At 67.8% G+C, this 17,905-nt stretch carries 20 protein-coding genes, 2 pseudogenes and 1 riboswitch; of the genes and pseudogenes, 1 reads left to right on the top strand and 21 read right to left on the bottom strand.

Annotation, left to right across the window (positions count from 1 at the left end):
• Nucleotides 1–68: 68 nt before the first annotated feature.
• From eno to ACLGIH_RS20555, 5 genes and pseudogenes are all read right to left on the bottom strand, one after another.
• On the bottom strand, nucleotides 69–1,358 hold the full coding sequence (gene eno / locus ACLGIH_RS20575; RefSeq protein WP_416526727.1) for a phosphopyruvate hydratase: 1,290 nt from the start codon (nucleotides 1,356–1,358) through the stop codon (nucleotides 69–71).
• A gap of 349 nt (nucleotides 1,359–1,707) precedes the next feature.
• Nucleotides 1,708–2,427 carry a transglycosylase family protein gene (locus ACLGIH_RS20570; RefSeq protein WP_416526726.1) on the bottom strand — a complete coding sequence of 240 codons (720 nt, stop codon included), beginning with the start codon at nucleotides 2,425–2,427 and terminating at the stop codon, nucleotides 1,708–1,710.
• A 4-nt stretch (nucleotides 2,428–2,431) separates the two neighbouring features.
• Nucleotides 2,432–2,603: riboswitch (cyclic di-AMP (ydaO/yuaA leader) on the bottom strand.
• Nucleotides 2,604–2,786: 183 nt separating this feature from the next.
• Entirely contained in the window at nucleotides 2,787–3,833 is a 1,047-nt protein-coding gene (locus ACLGIH_RS20565) for a transglycosylase family protein (protein ID WP_416526725.1), read from the bottom strand.
• A gap of 124 nt (nucleotides 3,834–3,957) precedes the next feature.
• Nucleotides 3,958–4,539, bottom strand: a pseudogene (locus tag ACLGIH_RS20560) (cytochrome P450); the annotation flags it as partial.
• Nucleotides 4,540–5,469: 930 nt separating this feature from the next.
• Nucleotides 5,470–6,588 (bottom strand): annotated as a pseudogene (locus ACLGIH_RS20555) (recombinase family protein); the annotation flags it as partial.
• Between the two features lie 417 nt (nucleotides 6,589–7,005).
• Between ACLGIH_RS20555 and ACLGIH_RS20550 the strand changes: the two are divergent.
• Nucleotides 7,006–7,233 carry a hypothetical protein gene (locus ACLGIH_RS20550; protein ID WP_416526724.1) on the top strand — a complete coding sequence of 76 codons (228 nt, stop codon included), beginning with the start codon at nucleotides 7,006–7,008 and terminating at the stop codon, nucleotides 7,231–7,233.
• A gap of 75 nt (nucleotides 7,234–7,308) precedes the next feature.
• Here the strand turns inward: ACLGIH_RS20550 and ACLGIH_RS20545 are convergent, their stop codons facing one another.
• From ACLGIH_RS20545 to ACLGIH_RS20470, 16 genes are all read right to left on the bottom strand, one after another.
• Nucleotides 7,309–8,031, bottom strand: coding sequence for a hypothetical protein (locus ACLGIH_RS20545; RefSeq protein WP_416526723.1), 723 nt, complete (start codon nucleotides 8,029–8,031; stop codon nucleotides 7,309–7,311).
• Nucleotides 8,032–8,484: a hypothetical protein gene (locus ACLGIH_RS20540; protein WP_416526722.1), complete on the bottom strand. Its 453-nt coding sequence runs from the start codon at nucleotides 8,482–8,484 to the stop codon at nucleotides 8,032–8,034.
• 175 nt (nucleotides 8,485–8,659) lie between these two features.
• Nucleotides 8,660–9,511: a histone-like nucleoid-structuring protein Lsr2 gene (locus tag ACLGIH_RS20535; protein ID WP_416526721.1), complete on the bottom strand. Its 852-nt coding sequence runs from the start codon at nucleotides 9,509–9,511 to the stop codon at nucleotides 8,660–8,662.
• Nucleotides 9,512–9,631: 120 nt separating this feature from the next.
• Complete coding sequence (locus tag ACLGIH_RS20530) at nucleotides 9,632–10,588, bottom strand: Lsr2 dimerization domain-containing protein (protein ID WP_416526720.1); 957 nt, start codon at nucleotides 10,586–10,588, stop codon at nucleotides 9,632–9,634.
• A gap of 329 nt (nucleotides 10,589–10,917) precedes the next feature.
• A complete protein-coding gene (locus tag ACLGIH_RS20525) occupies nucleotides 10,918–11,268 on the bottom strand; it encodes a hypothetical protein (protein WP_416526719.1) in 351 nt (116 codons plus the stop codon).
• Between the two features lie 288 nt (nucleotides 11,269–11,556).
• Entirely contained in the window at nucleotides 11,557–12,384 is an 828-nt protein-coding gene (locus tag ACLGIH_RS20520; protein WP_416526718.1) for a DUF6881 domain-containing protein, read from the bottom strand.
• Nucleotides 12,385–12,467: 83 nt separating this feature from the next.
• Nucleotides 12,468–13,232, bottom strand: coding sequence for a hypothetical protein (locus ACLGIH_RS20515; protein WP_416526717.1), 765 nt, complete (start codon nucleotides 13,230–13,232; stop codon nucleotides 12,468–12,470).
• A gap of 7 nt (nucleotides 13,233–13,239) precedes the next feature.
• Nucleotides 13,240–14,001: a hypothetical protein gene (locus ACLGIH_RS20510; RefSeq protein WP_416526716.1), complete on the bottom strand. Its 762-nt coding sequence runs from the start codon at nucleotides 13,999–14,001 to the stop codon at nucleotides 13,240–13,242.
• A gap of 2 nt (nucleotides 14,002–14,003) precedes the next feature.
• Nucleotides 14,004–14,462 carry a hypothetical protein gene (locus ACLGIH_RS20505; protein ID WP_416526715.1) on the bottom strand — a complete coding sequence of 153 codons (459 nt, stop codon included), beginning with the start codon at nucleotides 14,460–14,462 and terminating at the stop codon, nucleotides 14,004–14,006.
• Nucleotides 14,463–14,549: 87 nt separating this feature from the next.
• Entirely contained in the window at nucleotides 14,550–14,846 is a 297-nt protein-coding gene (locus ACLGIH_RS20500) for a hypothetical protein (protein WP_416526714.1), read from the bottom strand.
• Nucleotides 14,843–15,304 (bottom strand): hypothetical protein, encoded by a 462-nt coding sequence (locus ACLGIH_RS20495; protein ID WP_416526713.1) that lies wholly within the window; start codon nucleotides 15,302–15,304, stop codon nucleotides 14,843–14,845. Before ACLGIH_RS20495 ends, ACLGIH_RS20500 begins: the two co-directional genes overlap by 4 nt.
• Before the next feature lie 259 nt (nucleotides 15,305–15,563).
• On the bottom strand, nucleotides 15,564–15,974 hold the full coding sequence (locus ACLGIH_RS20490) for a hypothetical protein (protein WP_416526712.1): 411 nt from the start codon (nucleotides 15,972–15,974) through the stop codon (nucleotides 15,564–15,566).
• A 96-nt stretch (nucleotides 15,975–16,070) separates the two neighbouring features.
• Nucleotides 16,071–16,454, bottom strand: a complete 384-nt coding sequence (locus tag ACLGIH_RS20485; RefSeq protein ID WP_416526711.1) for a hypothetical protein — start codon at nucleotides 16,452–16,454, stop codon at nucleotides 16,071–16,073.
• A gap of 1 nt (nucleotide 16,455) precedes the next feature.
• A complete protein-coding gene (locus ACLGIH_RS20480) occupies nucleotides 16,456–16,899 on the bottom strand; it encodes a hypothetical protein (RefSeq protein ID WP_416526710.1) in 444 nt (147 codons plus the stop codon).
• Nucleotides 16,896–17,150, bottom strand: coding sequence for a hypothetical protein (locus ACLGIH_RS20475; RefSeq protein WP_416526709.1), 255 nt, complete (start codon nucleotides 17,148–17,150; stop codon nucleotides 16,896–16,898). The genes ACLGIH_RS20480 and ACLGIH_RS20475 overlap by 4 nt, the downstream gene beginning before the upstream one ends.
• Nucleotides 17,151–17,193: 43 nt before the next feature.
• The gene (locus ACLGIH_RS20470; protein WP_416526708.1) at nucleotides 17,194–17,901 is read right to left on the bottom strand and encodes a hypothetical protein; all 708 of its coding nucleotides are present in this window, start codon (nucleotides 17,899–17,901) and stop codon (nucleotides 17,194–17,196) included.
• Nucleotides 17,902–17,905 lie beyond the last annotated feature (4 nt).

Here is a 17,905-nt window from a genome sequence, read left to right as displayed (position 1 = left end):
GTACGGGACCGGATACGGGGACGTACGGACGACGCTGCCCACGAGGGCGGGGTCAGCCCTCGCCGTGCTTAGTGGTTCGCCGAGCGAAACCGCGGGAAGGCGCTGCGGCCGGCGTACACCGCCGCGTCGTCGAGGATCTCCTCGATGCGCAGCAGCTGGTTGTACTTGGCGACGCGCTCGGAGCGGGCCGGGGCGCCGGTCTTGATCTGGCCGCAGTTGGTGGCGACGGCCAGGTCGGCGATGGTGACGTCCTCGGTCTCACCGGAGCGGTGGGACATCATGCACTTGAAGCCGTTGCGCTGGGCCAGCTCGACGGCGTCCAGGGTCTCGGTCAGCGAACCGATCTGGTTGACCTTGACCAGCAGCGCGTTGGCGGCGTTCTCCTCGATGCCGCGGGCCAGGCGCTCCGGGTTGGTGACGAACAGGTCGTCGCCGACGAGCTGGACCTTGTCACCGAGCCGGCCGGTGATGGTCTTCCAGCCCTCCCAGTCGTCCTCGAACAGCGGGTCCTCGATGGAGACCAGCGGGTACGCCTCGACCAGCTCGGCGTAGTACTCGGTCATCTCGGCCGCCGAGCGCTCCTTGCCCTCGAAGGTGTAGACGCCGTCCTTGTAGAACTCGGAGGCGGCGACGTCGAGGGCGAGGGCGACCTGCTCGCCGGGCGTGTAACCGGCCTCCTTGATCGCCTCGAGGATGAGGTCGAGGGCCTCGCGGTTGGAGCCGAGGTTCGGCGCGAAGCCGCCCTCGTCGCCGAGGCCGGTGGCCAGGCCCTTGTTCTTCAGGACCTTCTTCAGGGTGTGGTAGACCTCGGTGCCCCAGCGCAGGGCCTCGGAGAAGGACTCCGCGCCGATCGGGGCGATCATGAACTCCTGGATGTCCACGTTCGAGTCGGCGTGCGACCCGCCGTTCAGGATGTTCATCATCGGCACCGGCAGCAGGTGCGCGTTGGGGCCGCCCAGGTAGCGGAAGAGCGGCAGGTCGCTGGCCTCGGAGGCGGCGTGGGCGACGGCGAGCGAGACGCCGAGGATGGCGTTGGCGCCGAGGGAGCCCTTGTTGTCGGTGGCGTCCAGGTCGAACATGGCCTGGTCGATCAGGCGCTGCTCGGTGGCGTCGTAGCCGACCAGCTCCGGGCCGATCTGCTCGATGACGGCCAGGACGGCCTTCTCGACACCCTTGCCCTGATAGCGGCTGGTGTCGCCGTCGCGGAGCTCGATGGCCTCGAAGGCGCCGGTGGAGGCGCCGGACGGGACGGCGGCACGACCCGTGCTGCCGTCGTCGAGGCCGACCTCGACCTCGACCGTGGGGTTGCCTCGGGAGTCCAGGATTTCCCGGGCTACGACGACGTCGATGGACGGCACGAGCATCTCCTTCGTGGATGTGACGCTGTTGGGCAGGTCCGCGGTGGCTGTGCGGGCCGGCCGTGGGGCTCTGCGGGATGAGCCTAACCGGCTCCGGGCGATCGGCCAGCCGGTCACCCACCCCTTGGACAGAACCGAGAGCAAATTGTTTCCGAACGGAACAAAGGCGTATCCCCGGATTCCCGGCGACGGCTCCCGGGCCCGGCGGGCGGCGGTCGGCGGTCGGCGGTCGGCGGTCGGCGGTCGGCGGTCGGCGGCTCACCGGTTCCCCGGGACGGCGGCGCGAAAAACCCCGCCCCGGTGCGTACGGGGGAACACGCACCGGGACGGGGGGACTGCGGGCCGCTGCTTACTTCAGGTGCAGCTGCTGACCCGGGTAGATCAGGTCGGCTTCCTCGACGATGTCGTCGTTCAGCTGGAACAGCTTCTGCCAGCCGCCCTCGACGCCGTGCTCGGTGGCGATGGAGCTGAGGGTGTCACCCTTGACGACCTTGTACTCGCCGTCGCCCTTCTCGACCTTCTTGCCGGTCGGGGTGGTGACGGTCTTCTTGCTCTCCTCGGCCTTGGGCGCGGCCGGGCGCTCCTGCGAACGGGAGGCCTTCTGCTCGGTCTCGCGGCTCTCGGTGGCACCGGAGGCGCTGTTCGAGGAGCCGTTCGAGGAACCGCCGGACTCGGTGGAGCCGCCACCGCCGTACGGGGCGCTGGACAGGTTCTTGCCACAGACCGGCCAGGCACCCTTGCCCTGGCCCGCGAGGACCTTCTCGGCGATCTCGATCTGCTGGGCCTTGGTGGCCTGGTCGGCGGTGGCCGCGTACTGGGTGCCGCCGTAGCCGGCCCAGGTGGAGGCGGAGAACTGCAGACCGCCGTAGTAGCCGTTGCCGGTGTTGATGGACCAGTTGCCGCCGGACTCGCACTGGGCGACGGCGTCCCACTCTGCGGCGGTGGCGGCGGAGGCGTTGCCGGCCGCCATCAGCGGGGCGGCGACGGCGGCGCCGGTGACGCCGGCGACGGCGATGGCGCGAGTGGCCTTGGACGGACGACGGTGCTTGCCCTTGCCGGAAAACAGCATGGTTGGATCCCCTCACCGACGCCTACGAGGTGAGCTGTCGGGTTCGGGCCGGTGGAATTGCCCGGCCACACCTCTCTTTACGAGAAGCGCGGCTTCACCCCTAGCCGTTCCGGCGCAACTGGCCGGTCGGGCACTTACCTTGGGTCCCCCGCTCCTGCCTACGGCGCTTGACGCGACGACTGTTCCCGGACGGCCGCTGGCAGGATTCGGCGTTGCGGCAGCCGGGGCCCGCGATGGCGAGCGATCACGACCGTAGTCACGCGCACCGCGGATTTTCAAAGACGATCAGGGCTTCTGAGACCTATCTCTCACGGCATCTAAACCGGACATCAGCGCCCGAACCCTGACATGAACTCCCGCTACTTTTCGCCCGATTCGACCCGCACTGCAAGCGTCTGACCGGGCAGGATGTGGTCCGGGTCGGCACCCACGGCCTCCTCGTTGGCGGCGTAGAGCGCGCGCCACCCGCCGTCCAGTTCAAGGGAGTCGGCGATGCCCCAGAGACTGTCGCCGGAGCGGACCGTGTACGTGCCGTCCGCGGCATCCCGCACGGCGGCGTCGCCGCGCGAGGCATGCCGCCCCGCCGACTCGCCCGTACGACCGTCCCCGGCACCCTCGTCCGCGCTCTCGCCGCGGTGGCGGCCGGTGCCGCTCTGGCCGGTGTCCGTCAGATCCGAAGAACCGGCACCCTGCCCGGAGTTGTCCGAGTCGTCGCGCTTTGCGGTGGCCGAGTCGGTGGCGGTCGCCGCGGGCGAGCCATTTTCGCCGGACGTGTCGGACTTGGGGGATTCGTCCGTGCCGTTCGTGGGAGTGCCGGACGGAGTGGGCGCGGCCGTCGAGGCGGACGCGTCGGGGTCCGGGGCGGTCGGTGACGCAGGCACGCTCTCGGGCGCGGTCTCGGGCGCGGACTCCGTTGTCGCCCCGGGGGTGCCCGATGCGTCCGATGTGGGTGACGTGGGTGACGTGGGAGCGGTGGGCGTCGCGTCCGACGATCCGTCATCCGCGGTGCCGCCGCCGACCGCCGACGGCGAGTCGTTCTCCAGGCCGGCGAGCAGTCCGCAGGTCGGCCACGCGGTGATGCCCTCGGCCGCGAGCAGCTTCTCGGCGACTCTGATCTGCTGGGACCGGCTGGCCTGGTCGGCGCTCGACGCGTAGGCGAGGCCGCCGTACTGCTCCCACTTCTCCTGGGGCAACTGGAGCCCGCCGTAGTAGCCGTTGCCGCTGTTCTGGCTCCAGGCGCCGCCGGTCTCGCACTCGGCGACACGGTCCCACGCCGCGCCGTCGGCCGCGCTGGCACCGGAGGCCCCGAGGAGCGGGATCGCGATGGCGGAGCCGGTCACGCCGGCGGCGACGACGAGAGCCGGGGCCTGGCGGGGGCGGCGGTGACGACCGTTCCCGGAGAGCATGCGAAGACCTTTCGGAGACAGCGCTGACCCGCGCGGCGGGTGGCGCTCGGCGCCGCGCTGATCCGTGAACGTATAGGCAGACGATCACTTGTCACAAGTTCATGCCGCGCAGATCACGTGAAGATCACGAAGTTGAGCGCGTGTCACCTTTGCCCGAGGGTCCCGGGACGGGGTCCGCCGCGGGGCCCGCCGCCGGGGCCGGTGTGAACGACACGGGCAGGGTGCGCAGTCCGCGCATGATGAGCCCGCCGCGCCAGCGCAGTTCGGCGGGATCCTCGGCGAGGCGCAGGTCGGGCAGGCGGGCCAGGAGGGTGGCGAGCGCGGTCTGGCCCTCCAGGCGGGCGAGCGGGGCGCCGAGGCAGTAGTGGATGCCGTGGCCGTATCCGAGGTGCTGGTTGTCGCGACGGGCGAGGTCGAGGGTGTCGGGGTCAGCGAACCTCGCCGGGTCCCGGTCGGCGGCGGCGAGGACGACGAGGACGGGGTCGCCGGGGGCGATGTCCTGTCCGCCGATGGTCAGCGGGCGGGTGGCGAACCGCCAGGTGGCCAGCTCCACGGGGCCGTCGTAGCGCAGGAGTTCCTCGACGCCGGTCTCCAGCAGGGCGTGGTCGCCGGCGGCCAGGGAGCGCTGGAGCCGGGCCCGCTGCCCGGGGTGGGTGAGCAGGGCGTAGGTGCCGTTGCCGATGAGGTTGACGGTGGTCTCGACGCCGATTTGAGCAGTCGCAGAAAGAACGGTGTAGCCGGGACCGTCCGCCTTGGCTGCGTTCCGGTCCGCCGGCTTCGGCCGCGGCTCCTCGGTCCTGACCTCCGCGAGCAGGCCGGCACGGAGCTGACCCGTCACAGTCAGTTGCGGCAGCGTCGGACGCTTGTACGCCGGCACCCCCCTCTCGTCGGCCCGCAGCGTCTTCATGATCTCGGGCCAGGCCCCCGCCTTGAACCAGGTGAGCTGCCTCTCGCGCATGGGATTGATGGGGCCCCAGGTGAGCGGCATGTCGACCCACGAGAGACCGTGGCGCAGGCGGTGAAGCATCCCGCAGAACTGCTGGCGAATGTCGTACTTGCTCGTGAAGTGCTTCTTCTTCTTGCCGCCGAAGAACGGCTGGAGGGTATCGAGTACGGCTTCCCAGTCGGCGTCTGTCGGGTCGGGCGGAACCAGGGTTCCGGTGTCCCAATGCCAGTGCTGCACCGCGCACCGCACGCCGGGCTTCGCGACGTGGTCCATCTTGCCGGGCACGACCGACAGATTGAACATGTCGAAGATTTCCTTGCGGTCGGCCAGGGTCATGCTGTCCAGGCGCTCGCGGGCGTTGTTGGCGATGTCCACGAGGTTGTGGGCCTGGCGCTGGTACTCGGCGTACGCGTCCAGCCAGTCTTGGGCGAACTTGCGCTCCTGCTTGTACTTCTCCAGATCCGCTTGCATCGTCCGGACGGCGGCAGCCACGACCTTGCCATCCACGCCCTCGCGCATGTACTCGGGGACCTTGGTGTTGATGAGGTGGTCCTGCTCCTTGATCTTCTTGTCGTAGTCCTGGACGCGCTTCTCGTACTTCTCCTTGTCGCCGGGCAGGCTGTGGACCCATTCGGCTGCCATCGCCTTCAGGCGGTCCTCGTCCTTGAGGAGCTTGGTCAGCTCCGCCCAGATGACGCCCTCGATTTCGTTGGCGTTGAAGTACGGCTCGCCGCAGGAGCCTCCCTTGTTCTTCATGCCCTTGCAGCGGTAGGCGCGGTCGGCTTCATCTTCGCCGCGGCCGGCGCCTGTGTAGACCTCCCCGCAGTGACCGTGGATGCGGCCGGAGAGGGGGTAGACGCGGTCGGCGCTGCGGCCGTTCTGGAAGCCGATCTTCTTCATCGCCTCCATGAGTGCCCTGGCGCGCTCCTCGTCGAAAATGGGCGGGACGCCGATTTTGACCGGTTCGCCGTAGACGGGGGCGCCGTCTTCGTAGCGCAGGGTGGTGTTCTTGCCGTTACCGCGGTTGGTCTTGCGGTAGACCACGTATCCGTCGTGGATGGTTTCGCTGTAGAGGCGACCGCGGAGGTTCGCGGCGGTCCACGGGACTCCGCTGCGGGTGTACAGCCCTCGCTCGTTGAGTGCTTCAGCGGCCTCGGTGAAGTTCATGCCCTTGTCGACGACGAAGTGGACAGCGGTCCACAGGACCATGCTCTCCTTCTCGTCTGTGACGAGGACCGAGAACTTCTTCCTGCGCTTGCCGACCCAGGAGGTGTCCTGGGCGATCTTGTAGCCGTAGGGTGCGGGGCCGCCCGGCCAGCCGCCGTAACTGATCTTCAGCTCGCGGCCGGCGAAGGTGCGCTCCTTGATACGCCGCCACTCCATCTCGGAGAAGGTGACGTACTGCATGAACTGCGCCCAGCCCGCGTCGGTGCTGGTGTCGATTCCTTCGGTGACGGAGATGAAGTAGACGCCGATGTCCGCCATGTTCCAGGCCCACTGGTAGGCGGCGCGGGCGGTACGGCCGATGCGGTCGACCTTGGGGACCAGGATGCGGTTGAAGCACTGCTTGTGGGCATCGACCACAAGGCGGTCCATCTCAGGACGGTTTTCCAGTGCGCCGGATACGGCTTCGTCCACGTAGGTGTCGTAGACGGTTGCCTCGGGATGGCGGTCGAGCCAGCCGTTCGTGATTTTGTCCTGGTCTTCGAGTCCGAAGCCGTCGAGCTGGTCGAGGGTCGAAACTCGGGCGTACTTCGCAACGACGATCGCTGCTTCAGCAGCCAGGCGTGGGCGTGCCACAATAGGCATGTTCAGTCCTCCGCGACTGTTCCATCCCCGGGGTGTTCGCGCACCGCCGGGTTGGTTCCGGCCCCCTCGTGCTCCACCAAGCGCTTGGGGGTCGGGCCGTTTTCGGGGCAGCGTACCTCGTTTGGATCACCGAAGAGGAGCTGTTGGAGCCGTCGGCGCTCGGCGGCGGTGAGCGGGGGGCCCGGCTTCCACACAAACGTGACGCTTTCAGACATACGGGAACGCTAGGCGTCGATTTCACCACTCGGATATATAGGACAGTCCCGTCAATCTAATGGCAGACGGTTCATCCCTACGTGCGGGTGAGACATTACGGCCATCTGACGTACGCCCTCGCCGCTCGGACTTTCCCTCAACTACGCCCATATGAGTGACGCGCCGCAGAAATGGCCCGGACATCCCTCTAGCCTGCTCGTCATGGACTTTCGTGACGCAGAGGGCATGCTGGCCGGCGGCCTGGCCCGGACGCCCAACTCCGAGGCGCTCGATGCCCTCTACCAGTCGCTGCCTTCTGCCTTGTGGGAACGCCTCGCGGCCGACCCGAGGCGTCAGTGGCTTGCCGCAGAGTTCCTCGCCCGGTCGCGGCCGGTGATGGAGGAGGCGAGGTTCATTCAGCGGACGATCACCGTTCGGCACGCGACTTGAGAGCAGGCACAACGAGGGCCCCTGTCCTGGCTGCCTAAGACGGGGGCCTGTGTCGTTTTCTGCTGCCGTGGCAGCTTAGTCTGTGGTGGTTGTGTCCTTGCTGGATGCCTTCTCCCAGCCCTCTGCGTCGGCCTTGGTGATGTGCATGGCCAGTCCTGCGGGAGTCTTGAATCCGAAACCGCCAGCCTCCGCGCACACCTTGTGGTCGAAGCACTTCACGTCCAGGGTGAAGTTGGCGTCGGGGGGCAGCTCGTAGGGAACCTGCGGGCCCCGAAGCCCCTTGTGGCTGGACTTCGCATGGCTTCCGCGGTCTCGTACGTCGACCCAGTACCGCTTGGGGCTGTTGGCTCCCTTGTGGTCCAGGGGGCACAGCACCTGGTCCACGTCCGGCTTCCAGCGTCCGCGGTTGGCGATGGCGCTTTTTCGTGCGTTGCTCTCCGGGACGGATTCCGGGTCGGGCGTGGTGGTCTTCTTCGTCTTTTCCTTTTTCGGGGTCGGCACGGCTTTCGACGCCGGCGCGGCTCCGGGGAGGGCGAGCTGAGCGGAGCGGCGCTCGCTCTTGGCTTCGGCGGGTTCCCGGCCGACACGAAGGAGTCGCTTTATGACCTCCGGGTTGAAGAACGCCATCAGCGTCTCGACTCGGGGCATGCCCCAGTCGAACATCATGCAGCACGCTTCGCAGAGATCATTGTCCTTGCCGTGGGGGTTGGTCCGGACGTGGACGGCGGGGACCTGCTGGGGCTGGTCGAGCTGGCCATGCCAGTCGCAGAACTGTTCCGTGACGAGGCGTTGTGCCATTTACGCGGCTCCCTTGACGGCGGTGACCTGGAGCAACTGGCGTCGGACCTGGTCGTCGCGCATGACGTCCGGCATCTCGCTGCGGACGTTGATGCCCGTGAACGAGATGCCCTTGGGGCTCGCCAGTTCGGGGTTCATGTTGCTGTAGCTGTAGACGGTGGTGCGGACCAGGCGGCCACGCCGCGCGTCGTACTCCATCTCGTAGCCGCGCTGCCGGCCGCAGCCGCGCTCACCCTCTTCGTCGGGTACGCAGGTGTCCGTGCACTCGAACCAAGCCGCCCTGCTGAGGTCGCTCCCCCGGAAGGCTCTGCCGCCTGCGGTGTAGCCCGCGCCTTCGGTCATCTTCCAGTTGTGGTCACCTGCGGCGCAGCGGCGGTACCTGGGGGCGATGCTGCGGATGTGGTCGTATACCTCTTCCTCGGTGGGCAGCTCGTGAGCTTCGCTTGTTGTCACGGTTACTCCCTGTCGCTCTCTTATTGCGATGGATCACAAAATAGCCGGGGGGTGACCTTGGCCGGAACGAGCTTGGGTGATTTCTTACATCGACACTCGAATGGGTGAACCGTTGGCCCAACGCTTGTGGAGCCCGCTTCCACGCGTTTTCGCAGGCTCCACCCAACCGGGGGGTTTATTCCGCACCGTGATGCCAAGCGTGGGCGTAGCGGCCGAACTCGGTGATCTTCCAGCCGTGTTCGCTGTCGGGGGCGTACTGGATCATCTCCAGGTTCTGGAGGCGCATGGCGCTGCCGGTGAGGTGGGAGACCTTTCCGGTCTTGAGGGGGAGGATGCCGGCGAGCATGCCAAGGATGGTCAGGTTGCGGTCGCTGCCGCCGGCAGCGATGGCGTTGATGCGCTCGACGAGCGTCATCTGCTCGACCTTGTCGGTGCGCTGGCAGCCGTGGGCGGTGCGACGGGCCCACTTCTTGTCGTCCTCCATCTCGGGGCTGCGCCGGGTGAGGGGCTTGTAGTGCTCGCGGGCCTTGACCTCGCGCGGGTCCTCGGGGGTGCTGGCCTGGTCCCCGGCTGGCTCGCCGGACTCCTCCAGGGCGGGGGTGTCGCCCGGGGCCTCCAGATCGTCCTTCAGCTTGTTCAGGGGGCCGTAGTTGTGGAACTGGGCGGCGGTGTACGCCTCCCTGTACTTCGCGGCGAGCCGGCCTCGCTGTCCGGCGGGGATCAGCCCCTCCTTGACGGCCCAGGCCCGAATGACCGCGGGGTCCTTTCCGCCCTGGTGCCGGTTCGTGGTCGCCCCGTTGCCGGCCCGCTCGGTCAGGGGCTGCCTGCTGCGCTTGGCACCGCGCTTGACCACGCGGCCGGCCTGGGTGAACTCCTTGAGCCTGGCCCGGAGTTTGTGGGCGTTGTCCTTGGTGAGGTCGATCTCGTAGTCCACCCCGTCGAGGCTGAACTGGACCGTCTCATCGGCTTCGGTGGTGCCGTCGTTGGCGAGGTCATCGAGCAGGATGACGCGGATCTTCTGGGCCACGGTTCTTCCCTTCTGGGTGAATGCAAAAAGCCCCGTGTTAACGGGGCCTTGGGGGCTTACGGCTTTGAGCTGCTGTGCACCCCCCACAGCGGGTGGCCGTGTGGGGGGTGGGGGTGCACGCTAGCTACCTACTGGGTCGATGCCACGGACCTCGAACCAGAGGCGCCCGACGTTGGTGATCTCGTAGGTGCTGGTGCGCTGGGCTTCGTCCGTCTCGACTTGGATACAGCATCCGCGGTGGGCGAGGGCCTCGAAGCTGGTGGTGTCCCCGTTCTTGCGGTCCGAGACTGCGCGGCCGTCCTCTGCGGCGTACATGCGTCGCAGGCGCGTCAGTTGGGCGGAGCTGAGCTTGCCGACCCGTTCTGCTGCCTTCCTGTCGCGTTCGTCCTGAGTGGGTTCTGTGCGCTTCTTGGAGTCGACGGCGGTGAGCGCGCGTGCGTCGGCTTCGGCTTGTGCGGGGTCCACGCCGTGCTCGCGCAGCAGCTCCTTCCATGGCTCCAGGTTGTTGTCGTGGAAGTGGTCGTGGACGGCGCGGATCTTGGCCGGCACGCGGCCTCGGGTGGGGAGGCCGGGCACAGACCAGCGCTTGGCCCAGTTGCGGACCTCGGTGTCTGAGGCGTGGGACGGTTGTGCCGGCCCATCGACCGGCCGGGCGGGCGGCCGGGCGGCCGGGCCTTTCTCTGAAGGTGCAGCAGGGTCAGCAGAGTCAGGGGTGACGTCCGTGGCGTCGTCCGTGGCCAGCTTGAGGGCAGGTCGGCCGTACCGGTCTTCCCCGGTAAGAACAACCCCGCCGCCTCCGATTGCGGTGGCTACAGCGGGGTGCGCCTGGTTGCTGACCTCGTCGGTGAGAATCAACTGCCCGGTGTCCTGGTTCAGGCGGGCTGGCAAGCAGAGGAGGACCCCCCCTTGGGCGTCCTGTGCCGGACGTGCGACGTTCAGGTAGGGCCCGAACATGGCCCTGAACGCTTGGGCGTTCTTGTCAGCTAGGTCGATCTCGTACGCTCGGCCGTCCAGTGCGAAGCGCACCGTCTCCGCCCCCTCGGTGCCGTCCAGGTCGTCGTACCTTTGAACCGCCATGGCTGTTCCTCCACGGGTCTATTTATCGTTGTCGCACCTGGGGCTGCACTGTAGCGGCAGCTAGTGGTGTGAGACCTGGAAGAAAGGGTAGGGGAGGCTCTTTGGGCTGACTTTGGCTCTATGAGGTTTTGCCAGGAACTGCCCGTACTTTCACTGCCGCGAGGGGCGCATACGCCAGGCGCATGGTGGTGTGCGCTGGTCTCCCCCTTCTCCGCTTCACCAGCAACCTTGACCGGTACATGCGAAACGCATATGTCACTCGGAAGGCTCGGCTCAACTCTGACTTGATGCCTTCGGTGCGATGAGGAAATATAGGGGGACTGTCTTTTTCAGGCGCCGTTCGCGCCCTGCCCACGCTTGGGGCCGCGCTGGGCGCCGCCGCCCTCCACGAGCCGCTTCCACTCGTCGAGCACCCGCTGCGCCTTGTCGGTGATCCCGTCGATGCGCCAGGCCCCCACCCGGTCGACGTCGCCTTCTTCGAGCCAGGTCACCGCCCACAGGCCCAGATCCTCGAAGTTCCGGACGTCCTTGGTGTTCCAGACCGGCTGGCCGGGAGGCATCTGGAAGCGTCCGGTGCCGGACCTCTTGGCCACGTAACGCAGGCGCTCGATCCCGCTCTTGAGGATCTTCCGCTGCTTGCCGTCGTCGTCCGTCCAGTTCATCGCGGTGCGCTCGGCCACGTCCTCGCCTTTCAACTTTCAGTCCGTAAGAAGTAAGTAGTTCAAATGCACGATGATGCTGGCAGCCACTCCACCGCACCCCCTGACCGGTCATCCCGAGTAGGAGATGAGGTGGCGAAGCCGTCAGCCCGCGACGCGGCGAATTGTCTTCACCGCGCCCCACGCCTCTCGATGGTCCTGCCCGGATGCACCCACCAAGTTTTCGATACTAGTTCGATTAGGTGGGTTGGTCTGATGCCTTGAGCCTCGGGTGGTCCCTCGTTGCTGCTGTGTCGTTGCCCCCAGAACCTACGCCCTGTGGAACAGCGCGGGAAACACCCTGCCGGCCATCTCGCGGTGCTCGGTGCAGAACGCCGAGCCGTCGTCGGTCGTCTGCGTCTCGGCGCAGTAGACCGTCTCGGTCTGCTCGATGGTCAGCCAGGGCCGCGGCGCCCGCAGGTCCACGGGCCACTTGCAGCCCTCCTTCCTGGCCGCGTTCCAGAGCTTCTCGAACTCCTCCGCCGGCACCTCCGTGACCTCCCGGAAGGCGGCGCTGTTGCGCACCGACAGCAGCGGGATCTCGGCGGTCTCCACCCACTCCTTCGTCGCCGTCCCCGGCTCGAAGGCGTCGTCGTCGTGCCAGAGCATGCGGCCGTCGGGGTACAGCTCCACCCGGCGGATCTCGGTGTCGGAGTGGTCGTCGATCTCCTGGTAGACCACCCACGGCTCCTCCAGGCGCAGCGCCGAGCCGGTGCGCAGAACGCGGTGGCAGGAGCGGCTCAGCTTGCCGGTGCGGGTCGCCTTGGTGAGCTTGAGGTGCTTGTCGAACTCCTCGGGCGTCTTCCAGCGGTGGTCCGTGCGCTGGCCCCGGTGCCGGCGGATGAGCGCGCGGTTGACGTAGCGCGCAGCGAAGGGCGTCTCGTCCTTGAAGTACACGAGCGGGATGCCGAGCTGGTCGTACAGCTCGAAGACCGCCTTCGTCCGGCGCAGGCACTCCTCCTCGTTGTCCTCGGTGAACTCGTCGATGCCGAGGAGCGCGGCGATGACGAATTCGGCCAGGGGGTAGTTGGTGGACTTCTGCACCACGGGTGCGGTGAAGAACTTGCCCTCGTCGTTCGTCTCGTCGGTGTTGCTCATGCGGGTCTTCCTCCAGTGTGTGAACGGACGAAGGGCCCCGGGCGGCTCTTCGAGCCCGGGGCCCTGCACAGAGTGGTCGGGGGCTATGCCCGGCGCCTGACCAGCCGCACGCCACGCCCTGCGGTGGGCGTCGGTCCAGCCGTGTCCTCGGCCGCCGTCGGCACTTCGGCCGGCTTCTCGGCGGCTGGCGCTTCGGCCGGCCTGTTGTCACGGCTGATCCGCGGGTCGGTCGTTGTCACGATCGTGCCCTTGCACGAGTCGAACGCGGCGTGCCAGAGCACACCGTGGTCGCCCGGCAGGTCCAGGACGCCGTAACCGCTGGGCGCGAACTTCTCCCCCGGCGTCATCTTCTTCGTCGCATCCAGCAGGCTTCGCGCGGTGACGACGCCGGTGAAGCTGGCGGTGAACGTGACGGCGTACTCGTATTCCGGCTCCTCGGTCTCCGCGCTCTCGGACTCGTCGGTCTGCGGCTCGGCCGGCTTCGCCTGGAGCGGCTGCATCACAGGCCGGGGCCGGTACGCCTTGAGCGCGTCCTGCCAGTCGACCAGGGCCTGGGCGTACTCGCGCACGCGCTGCTGCGCCAGGTCGTTGACCATCATGCCGACGGTGATCCACTCACCGGGCATGCTCGGGTCGTCGTCTCTCGTGCGGTACACGGCGTCGGGCGGGGCGCCGGCGTCCTTGGCGGCCTTGCACTCGCCCTCGATGTACGTGGGGCTCGTCGCGCCCAGTGAGACGTTCCAGGCCCAGACGTAGGGGTGGCCGTGCCACTGCTCGGGGCGCTGCGGCCGGGATTCGGCACCGCCGGTCGGCGTGCGCAGCACCGGGCGGTCGTCAGTTGTGGTCATGGTTCTCCTAAAGGGTGGTGAACGCGGCGACGGCGTCCTGGCGACGCCGGAGAACGGAGAGGGGAAGGCCGTAGGCGGTGCCCTTGCGGCGTTCGCGGAGCATCGTGACGTCGCCGAGCTGCTCGCGGAGGCTGGCTTCCTCCCGCTCGGCCTCGGCGAACCGTTCCGGCAGCACATCGAGCGTGTGTTTCCACTGCTTCTGGCCGGCGCGCACGCACGTACCGCCGCAGTTGTTGTGCTCGAAGCCGAGCGCGTACAGCCGGGGCGGCTCGATGCCGTACCACCGGGACAGGTCCATGAGCTGGGCCTTGGACTCCTCCTTGCCCAGCTCCGGCATCCACCGGTTGCACAGCGGGAAGCGCACCTGCCAGGGCTTCCAGTTCCGGGCGATGGCCGGAGCCCGGCGCCGGTCGCGCGGGGTCTTCTCGACGCCGATGTAGACGAGCGAGTCGTCGACCGGGGCGTGCTCCTTCATCCACTTCCGGCACGGGATCTGCTTGAGGTACTTCGTGCACGGCGTGATGCGGTCGTTGCCCAGGAACCGCTTGTCCCGGAACAGCTCCCACGGCGTGCGTCCGTCGGCGACCTTCGTCAGCGGCACGCCGAGCAGGCGGCTGGTGTCGTCGGCGAAACGCCACAGGTCGGGGTCTTCGATCTTGGTGTCGGCTATCAGCAGCGTCATGTTGCTGGTGCCATGCTTCTCGGCGACCCACAGGGCGGCCCCGAAACTGCCGAGCCCGCCGCTGAACTGAATGACGTGCTTCGTCATCTTCACTCTCCGTCGTAGACGGGGTGCAGGTCACACACCGGGATCTCGTACATCTCCTGCATCAGGGCCTCGTGAATGGCGACCAGGCCGTGCTCCCACTCGCCGCGTCGGCGGTCCCAGATGGCCTGGTCGGTGATCTGGGCGTCCTCGACGCCGCGGCGCAGGCTGAGGTCGATGGCCTCCCACTGCCGCTGGTGGGCCAGCGCGCGGGCGTAGGCCGGGCGCGGGGCTTTGTCCAGGGAGCGGATGAACGTGCAGTTGCCGATCTTGAAGCGCTCGGTGCCGCGGAGGCGGGGCTGGAAGATCTCGGCGTAGCGGCCGTCGACTCGGACCAGGAGCCCGGCGTAGCCCTCGGTGCCGCGTAGCACCTGGAAGTAGTGACCGGTGTACCGGGACAATTCCGTGGGCCCGACGCCTCGCATGATGTCGATGCGATGTTCGGGCTGAGTCTGGGTGGGCATGCGTTTCTCCTCGTGGAAAGGGGCGTGGGGCGTGGATCTCGGCAAAGACCGCAACGCCCCCGAAGGGGCGCCACGGAAACGGCCGGATCACTCGGCAGGGGGCAGTTCGAGCCGGAGGGAGTCCGGGCCCTGGTGCGATTCGTTAGGGCCATCGGTGTCGGACCAGTGGCTGTCCCACACCACGTGGAGCGGCCAGGGGCAGGCGTCGGCTGCCGGAGAGAAGCCGCACCGGGCGTGTCCGCACTCGCGGCCGGGTCCGCCCTCTCCCACCTGCTGCTGCCAGACGTGCCGCTTGCACAGGCACACCACGAGCCGCCCGTGCCAGTCGCCGTACTCGGGGTCGTCGAGGATCACGCGGGTCCCCGGGACCAAGGAGACCTTCATGCGTTGCCCCCCTGGCCGGGCACGGCGGGCTGGAAGATCGCGCCGGCGTACTCCATGATCAGCGCGTCATAGAGGTCCGGCAGACCCATCTCGTACTCGCTCAGCGCGTCGTCGTACTGGGCCTGGTTCAGCGCGTCGCCGTTGTCATTGGTCAGGGAGGCCCGCTGCACCTCCCAGTCACGCTGGTACACCAGGGCACGGGCGAGGGCCGGCCGCATCGGCGTGCCCGGCACGCGCGAGTAGCTGGTGCTGGCGACCGGGAACTCCAGGGGCTCGGCGTGGTCGTCGCGGAACAGGCGCATGACGCCGTCCTCAATGTCCATCACCAGACCGTTGGCCGCCCTCAGACCGCAGAAGACGTCCACCTTCGCGCCGGCCAGGTTCTGCTTCTGCTTCTCGGTCAGGTCCGTCAGCCAGCCGCTGTCGGGCGGGGTGTTCGGCGTGGTGCTGGTGGTCATGGCGGGTCCTTTCGTCTCGCGGCCGGCGCTCTTGGCCCAACGAGCACAGCCGTAATTAGTCAGGTCACCCATTCGAGTGATGTGCTGGTTTATTCGCCCCCACCGGGGGTGCGGAGTGGGGTCTTTTCCTACGTGGGCACACAAAAGGACCGGCTCCCGGGCCGGAGCACGGGGCCGGCCGTCATGCCGTCCTTCCGCTTTCGGGCATGAAAAAGCGGCACCTCATGTGAGGGGCCGCGTTGGTCGGGTGAGCGTCGGCTCAGTCGCCGGCGGGCTGCTCGGGGCGGCCCATGGTGGTGTCCTGATGGGCGGCGCACCGGTCGGTGTCCTCGACGGTCGTCTCGGTGCAGTAACCCGGCTCGTCGCTGGTGCCGATCGGATGGCCGCAGATGAACGAGCCCTTGGTGGGCTTCTCGGTGAGGCGGTTCACCGGCTCGATGAACTCGGTCTCCATCTCGCGGTACCAACCTCGCGGGCGCTTGTACCAGTCACCCAGGTCCCGCGCGTCCAGCGTCTCCACGGCGGTGATCCCGACCGGCCGCCCCTTGTCGTTGCGGCGGTGGTACCGGACGCGGCCGTAGTAGTACTGGGGCTGGGTGGAGTTGGTCCAGACCCTCACGAACTGGCCGTCGGGAAGCTCGGAGTAGGGGTAGCGCTTGCGGCGCTTCATGGCGGTGCTCCTCGTGTCGACGGGAGACGGCTGCGCATACGAACGGACCGTCTCGGATTTCTGTTGTGTCCGCGGCCCACCATGTGAGCCGACGTGCTAGGTGATCTGGTTCCAGGGGTAGTGGTAGGTGTCGACGGCCGGGATTCCCCAAGGCTCGATGACGAGTTCCTTGGCGTACTGCTGGAAGTACTCGTCGTTGATGCAGCCGGTGATCCGCTCGATGGACATCAGGGAGTACTCCGTGACGGCCGGCACGGCGTGCACCCAGCGCGAGAGTTTCTCGATCGCGGGCAGCAGGTAGCACGCGTCCTCCGGCATCTTCCGGGCCTGCTGCTTGCACACGCTCAGCCGCGTCTCGAAGGCGCGGATGGCGTGCATGGTCCAGCCGGGCGGCGGGACGAACGGGTCGACGGACAGCGGGTGCGGGATCGGATCGTCGGCATCGTCCGGCGGCAGGTTGCTCACGGTGGGCCGTGCCATGTCACTTCTTCGCCAGCAGCTCGGCGACGTTGAAGACGCACATCGGACCGCTGGTGCCGTCGTCGGCCGCGCGCTCCTCGTGCCGCAGTGCGTACTCGACCGCGAACTGCTCCAGGTTCCGCGTGAAGTTGATGGGGAAGTCCGGCCAGCGCCCCTGGATGAAGCCGATCGCGCGCTCCACCAACCGGCCCGTGGTCTCCTCGTCGTAGGTCTTGATGACCCGTGTCAGGAAGTCCCGGTCGAACTCGGGGCGCAGCTTCTCCGCCACGGTGATGGCCGCGAACACGAGGCCCTCGTCGGAGCCAGCCTCGTCGTTGTACAGCTCGCTGACGACGCCTGCCAGTTCTCCGCCCTTCTCACGGGAGTCGATCTCGCAGAACTCGGCGTCCCCGGCCTTGTTGAGGGCCTCGCGCCAGTCGTCGCCGCTGTAGGTCAGCTCGGTCACTTGGCCTCCTCCGTGGTCTCCTCGGGGGCGCCGAACCACATGACGGTGCCGGTGCGGGTGTCGTCGGCGAGGTTGCCGTCCAGGTCGCGGATCTCGACCTTCCCTCGGTGCAGCAGGGTCAGCGTGACCCTCTTCGGGGACCTGGGCTTGACGGTGTTGGCCCGGCCGCCGAACAGCAGCTCCCCGGAGCGGCCGGCCGCCTTCTCCTTCTGCGCCAGCTCCAGTGCGGCGCTCACCTTCATCTTCTCCATCAGTTCGGGTTCCTTCCGGTTCGTCGGTTGGTGGTGGGGTGGGTTACTTGGTGTCGGTCGGGGCCTGGTCGTGCGACTCGAAGCCGTCCAAGAGTCGGCCGTAGAGCTTGGTGCCGGTGTGGGCCTGGAGGCACGCCCACATGCCGGTCTCCGGTGACGGCGCGATCCCGAGCGACTTGGCGCCCACGCGGACGTCGAAGCGGCCGTCGTCGCGCTGCTGGAGGTAGCCGATGCCGGAACCGGCGCCCCACGTGTTGAGGTCGACGAGGAAGTCTCCGCTGTCCTTCATCGGCAGGAGGGAGAAGAGGGCTCCGGGGGCCGGGATGAGGGAGGGCTGGACCTGGTAGGTCTGCGTGACGCCGAAACGCTGGGAGATCCGGTTCAGTCCCTCGCACTCGCAGTCGTTGTTGACGCAGCACCCGCACTGGGACAGGTCGATCTTGCGTTCATCGGACATCGACAGCGCCCTACCCGCCGGCCGACTCCGTGCCGACTGCGCCGGCGGGGCGAACCAGTACAGAGCGGAAGCCGCGTCCTCCTTCGACTGGAAGCCGGGCATGGCGAGGGCCGGGGCGCCGTTGAGCTTGCTCCAGTCGGCTACCCATCCGCCCCCCGATGTCAGGTAGACCGTGCCGAGGTATGTGTCGTCGACCTCCAGGGCGGAGCCAACGGGGTCGACGTAGACCTGGAACCTTGTCGGCTCATCGCCGGGCGGGGTCGTCGGATGGTAGATGAAGCGGGGCGCAGACAAAGGT

The sequence above is a fragment of the Streptomyces hamibioticus genome (assembly GCF_047946815.1).
Taxonomy (GTDB): domain Bacteria; phylum Actinomycetota; class Actinomycetes; order Streptomycetales; family Streptomycetaceae; genus Streptomyces.
This window is presented reverse-complemented; position numbering and strand designations above follow the sequence as displayed.

Coding starts and splice junctions, on each gene's coding strand:
- ACLGIH_RS20565 (WP_416526725.1), bottom strand. CDS start 3,833: ATGCTCTCCGGGAACGGTCGTCACCGCCGCCCCCGCCAGGCCCCGGCT.
- ACLGIH_RS20530 (WP_416526720.1), bottom strand. CDS start 10,588: ATGGCGGTTCAAAGGTACGACGACCTGGACGGCACCGAGGGGGCGGAG.
- ACLGIH_RS20515 (WP_416526717.1), bottom strand. CDS start 13,232: ATGACCACAACTGACGACCGCCCGGTGCTGCGCACGCCGACCGGCGGT.
- ACLGIH_RS20485 (WP_416526711.1), bottom strand. CDS start 16,454: ATGGCACGGCCCACCGTGAGCAACCTGCCGCCGGACGATGCCGACGAT.
- ACLGIH_RS20500 (WP_416526714.1), bottom strand. CDS start 14,846: ATGAAGGTCTCCTTGGTCCCGGGGACCCGCGTGATCCTCGACGACCCC.
- ACLGIH_RS20520 (WP_416526718.1), bottom strand. CDS start 12,384: ATGAGCAACACCGACGAGACGAACGACGAGGGCAAGTTCTTCACCGCA.
- ACLGIH_RS20490 (WP_416526712.1), bottom strand. CDS start 15,974: ATGAAGCGCCGCAAGCGCTACCCCTACTCCGAGCTTCCCGACGGCCAG.
- ACLGIH_RS20570 (WP_416526726.1), bottom strand. CDS start 2,427: ATGCTGTTTTCCGGCAAGGGCAAGCACCGTCGTCCGTCCAAGGCCACT.
- ACLGIH_RS20550 (WP_416526724.1), top strand. CDS start 7,006: ATGGACTTTCGTGACGCAGAGGGCATGCTGGCCGGCGGCCTGGCCCGG.
- ACLGIH_RS20505 (WP_416526715.1), bottom strand. CDS start 14,462: ATGCCCACCCAGACTCAGCCCGAACATCGCATCGACATCATGCGAGGC.
- ACLGIH_RS20510 (WP_416526716.1), bottom strand. CDS start 14,001: ATGACGAAGCACGTCATTCAGTTCAGCGGCGGGCTCGGCAGTTTCGGG.
- ACLGIH_RS20545 (WP_416526723.1), bottom strand. CDS start 8,031: ATGGCACAACGCCTCGTCACGGAACAGTTCTGCGACTGGCATGGCCAG.
- ACLGIH_RS20495 (WP_416526713.1), bottom strand. CDS start 15,304: ATGACCACCAGCACCACGCCGAACACCCCGCCCGACAGCGGCTGGCTG.
- ACLGIH_RS20475 (WP_416526709.1), bottom strand. CDS start 17,150: ATGGAGAAGATGAAGGTGAGCGCCGCACTGGAGCTGGCGCAGAAGGAG.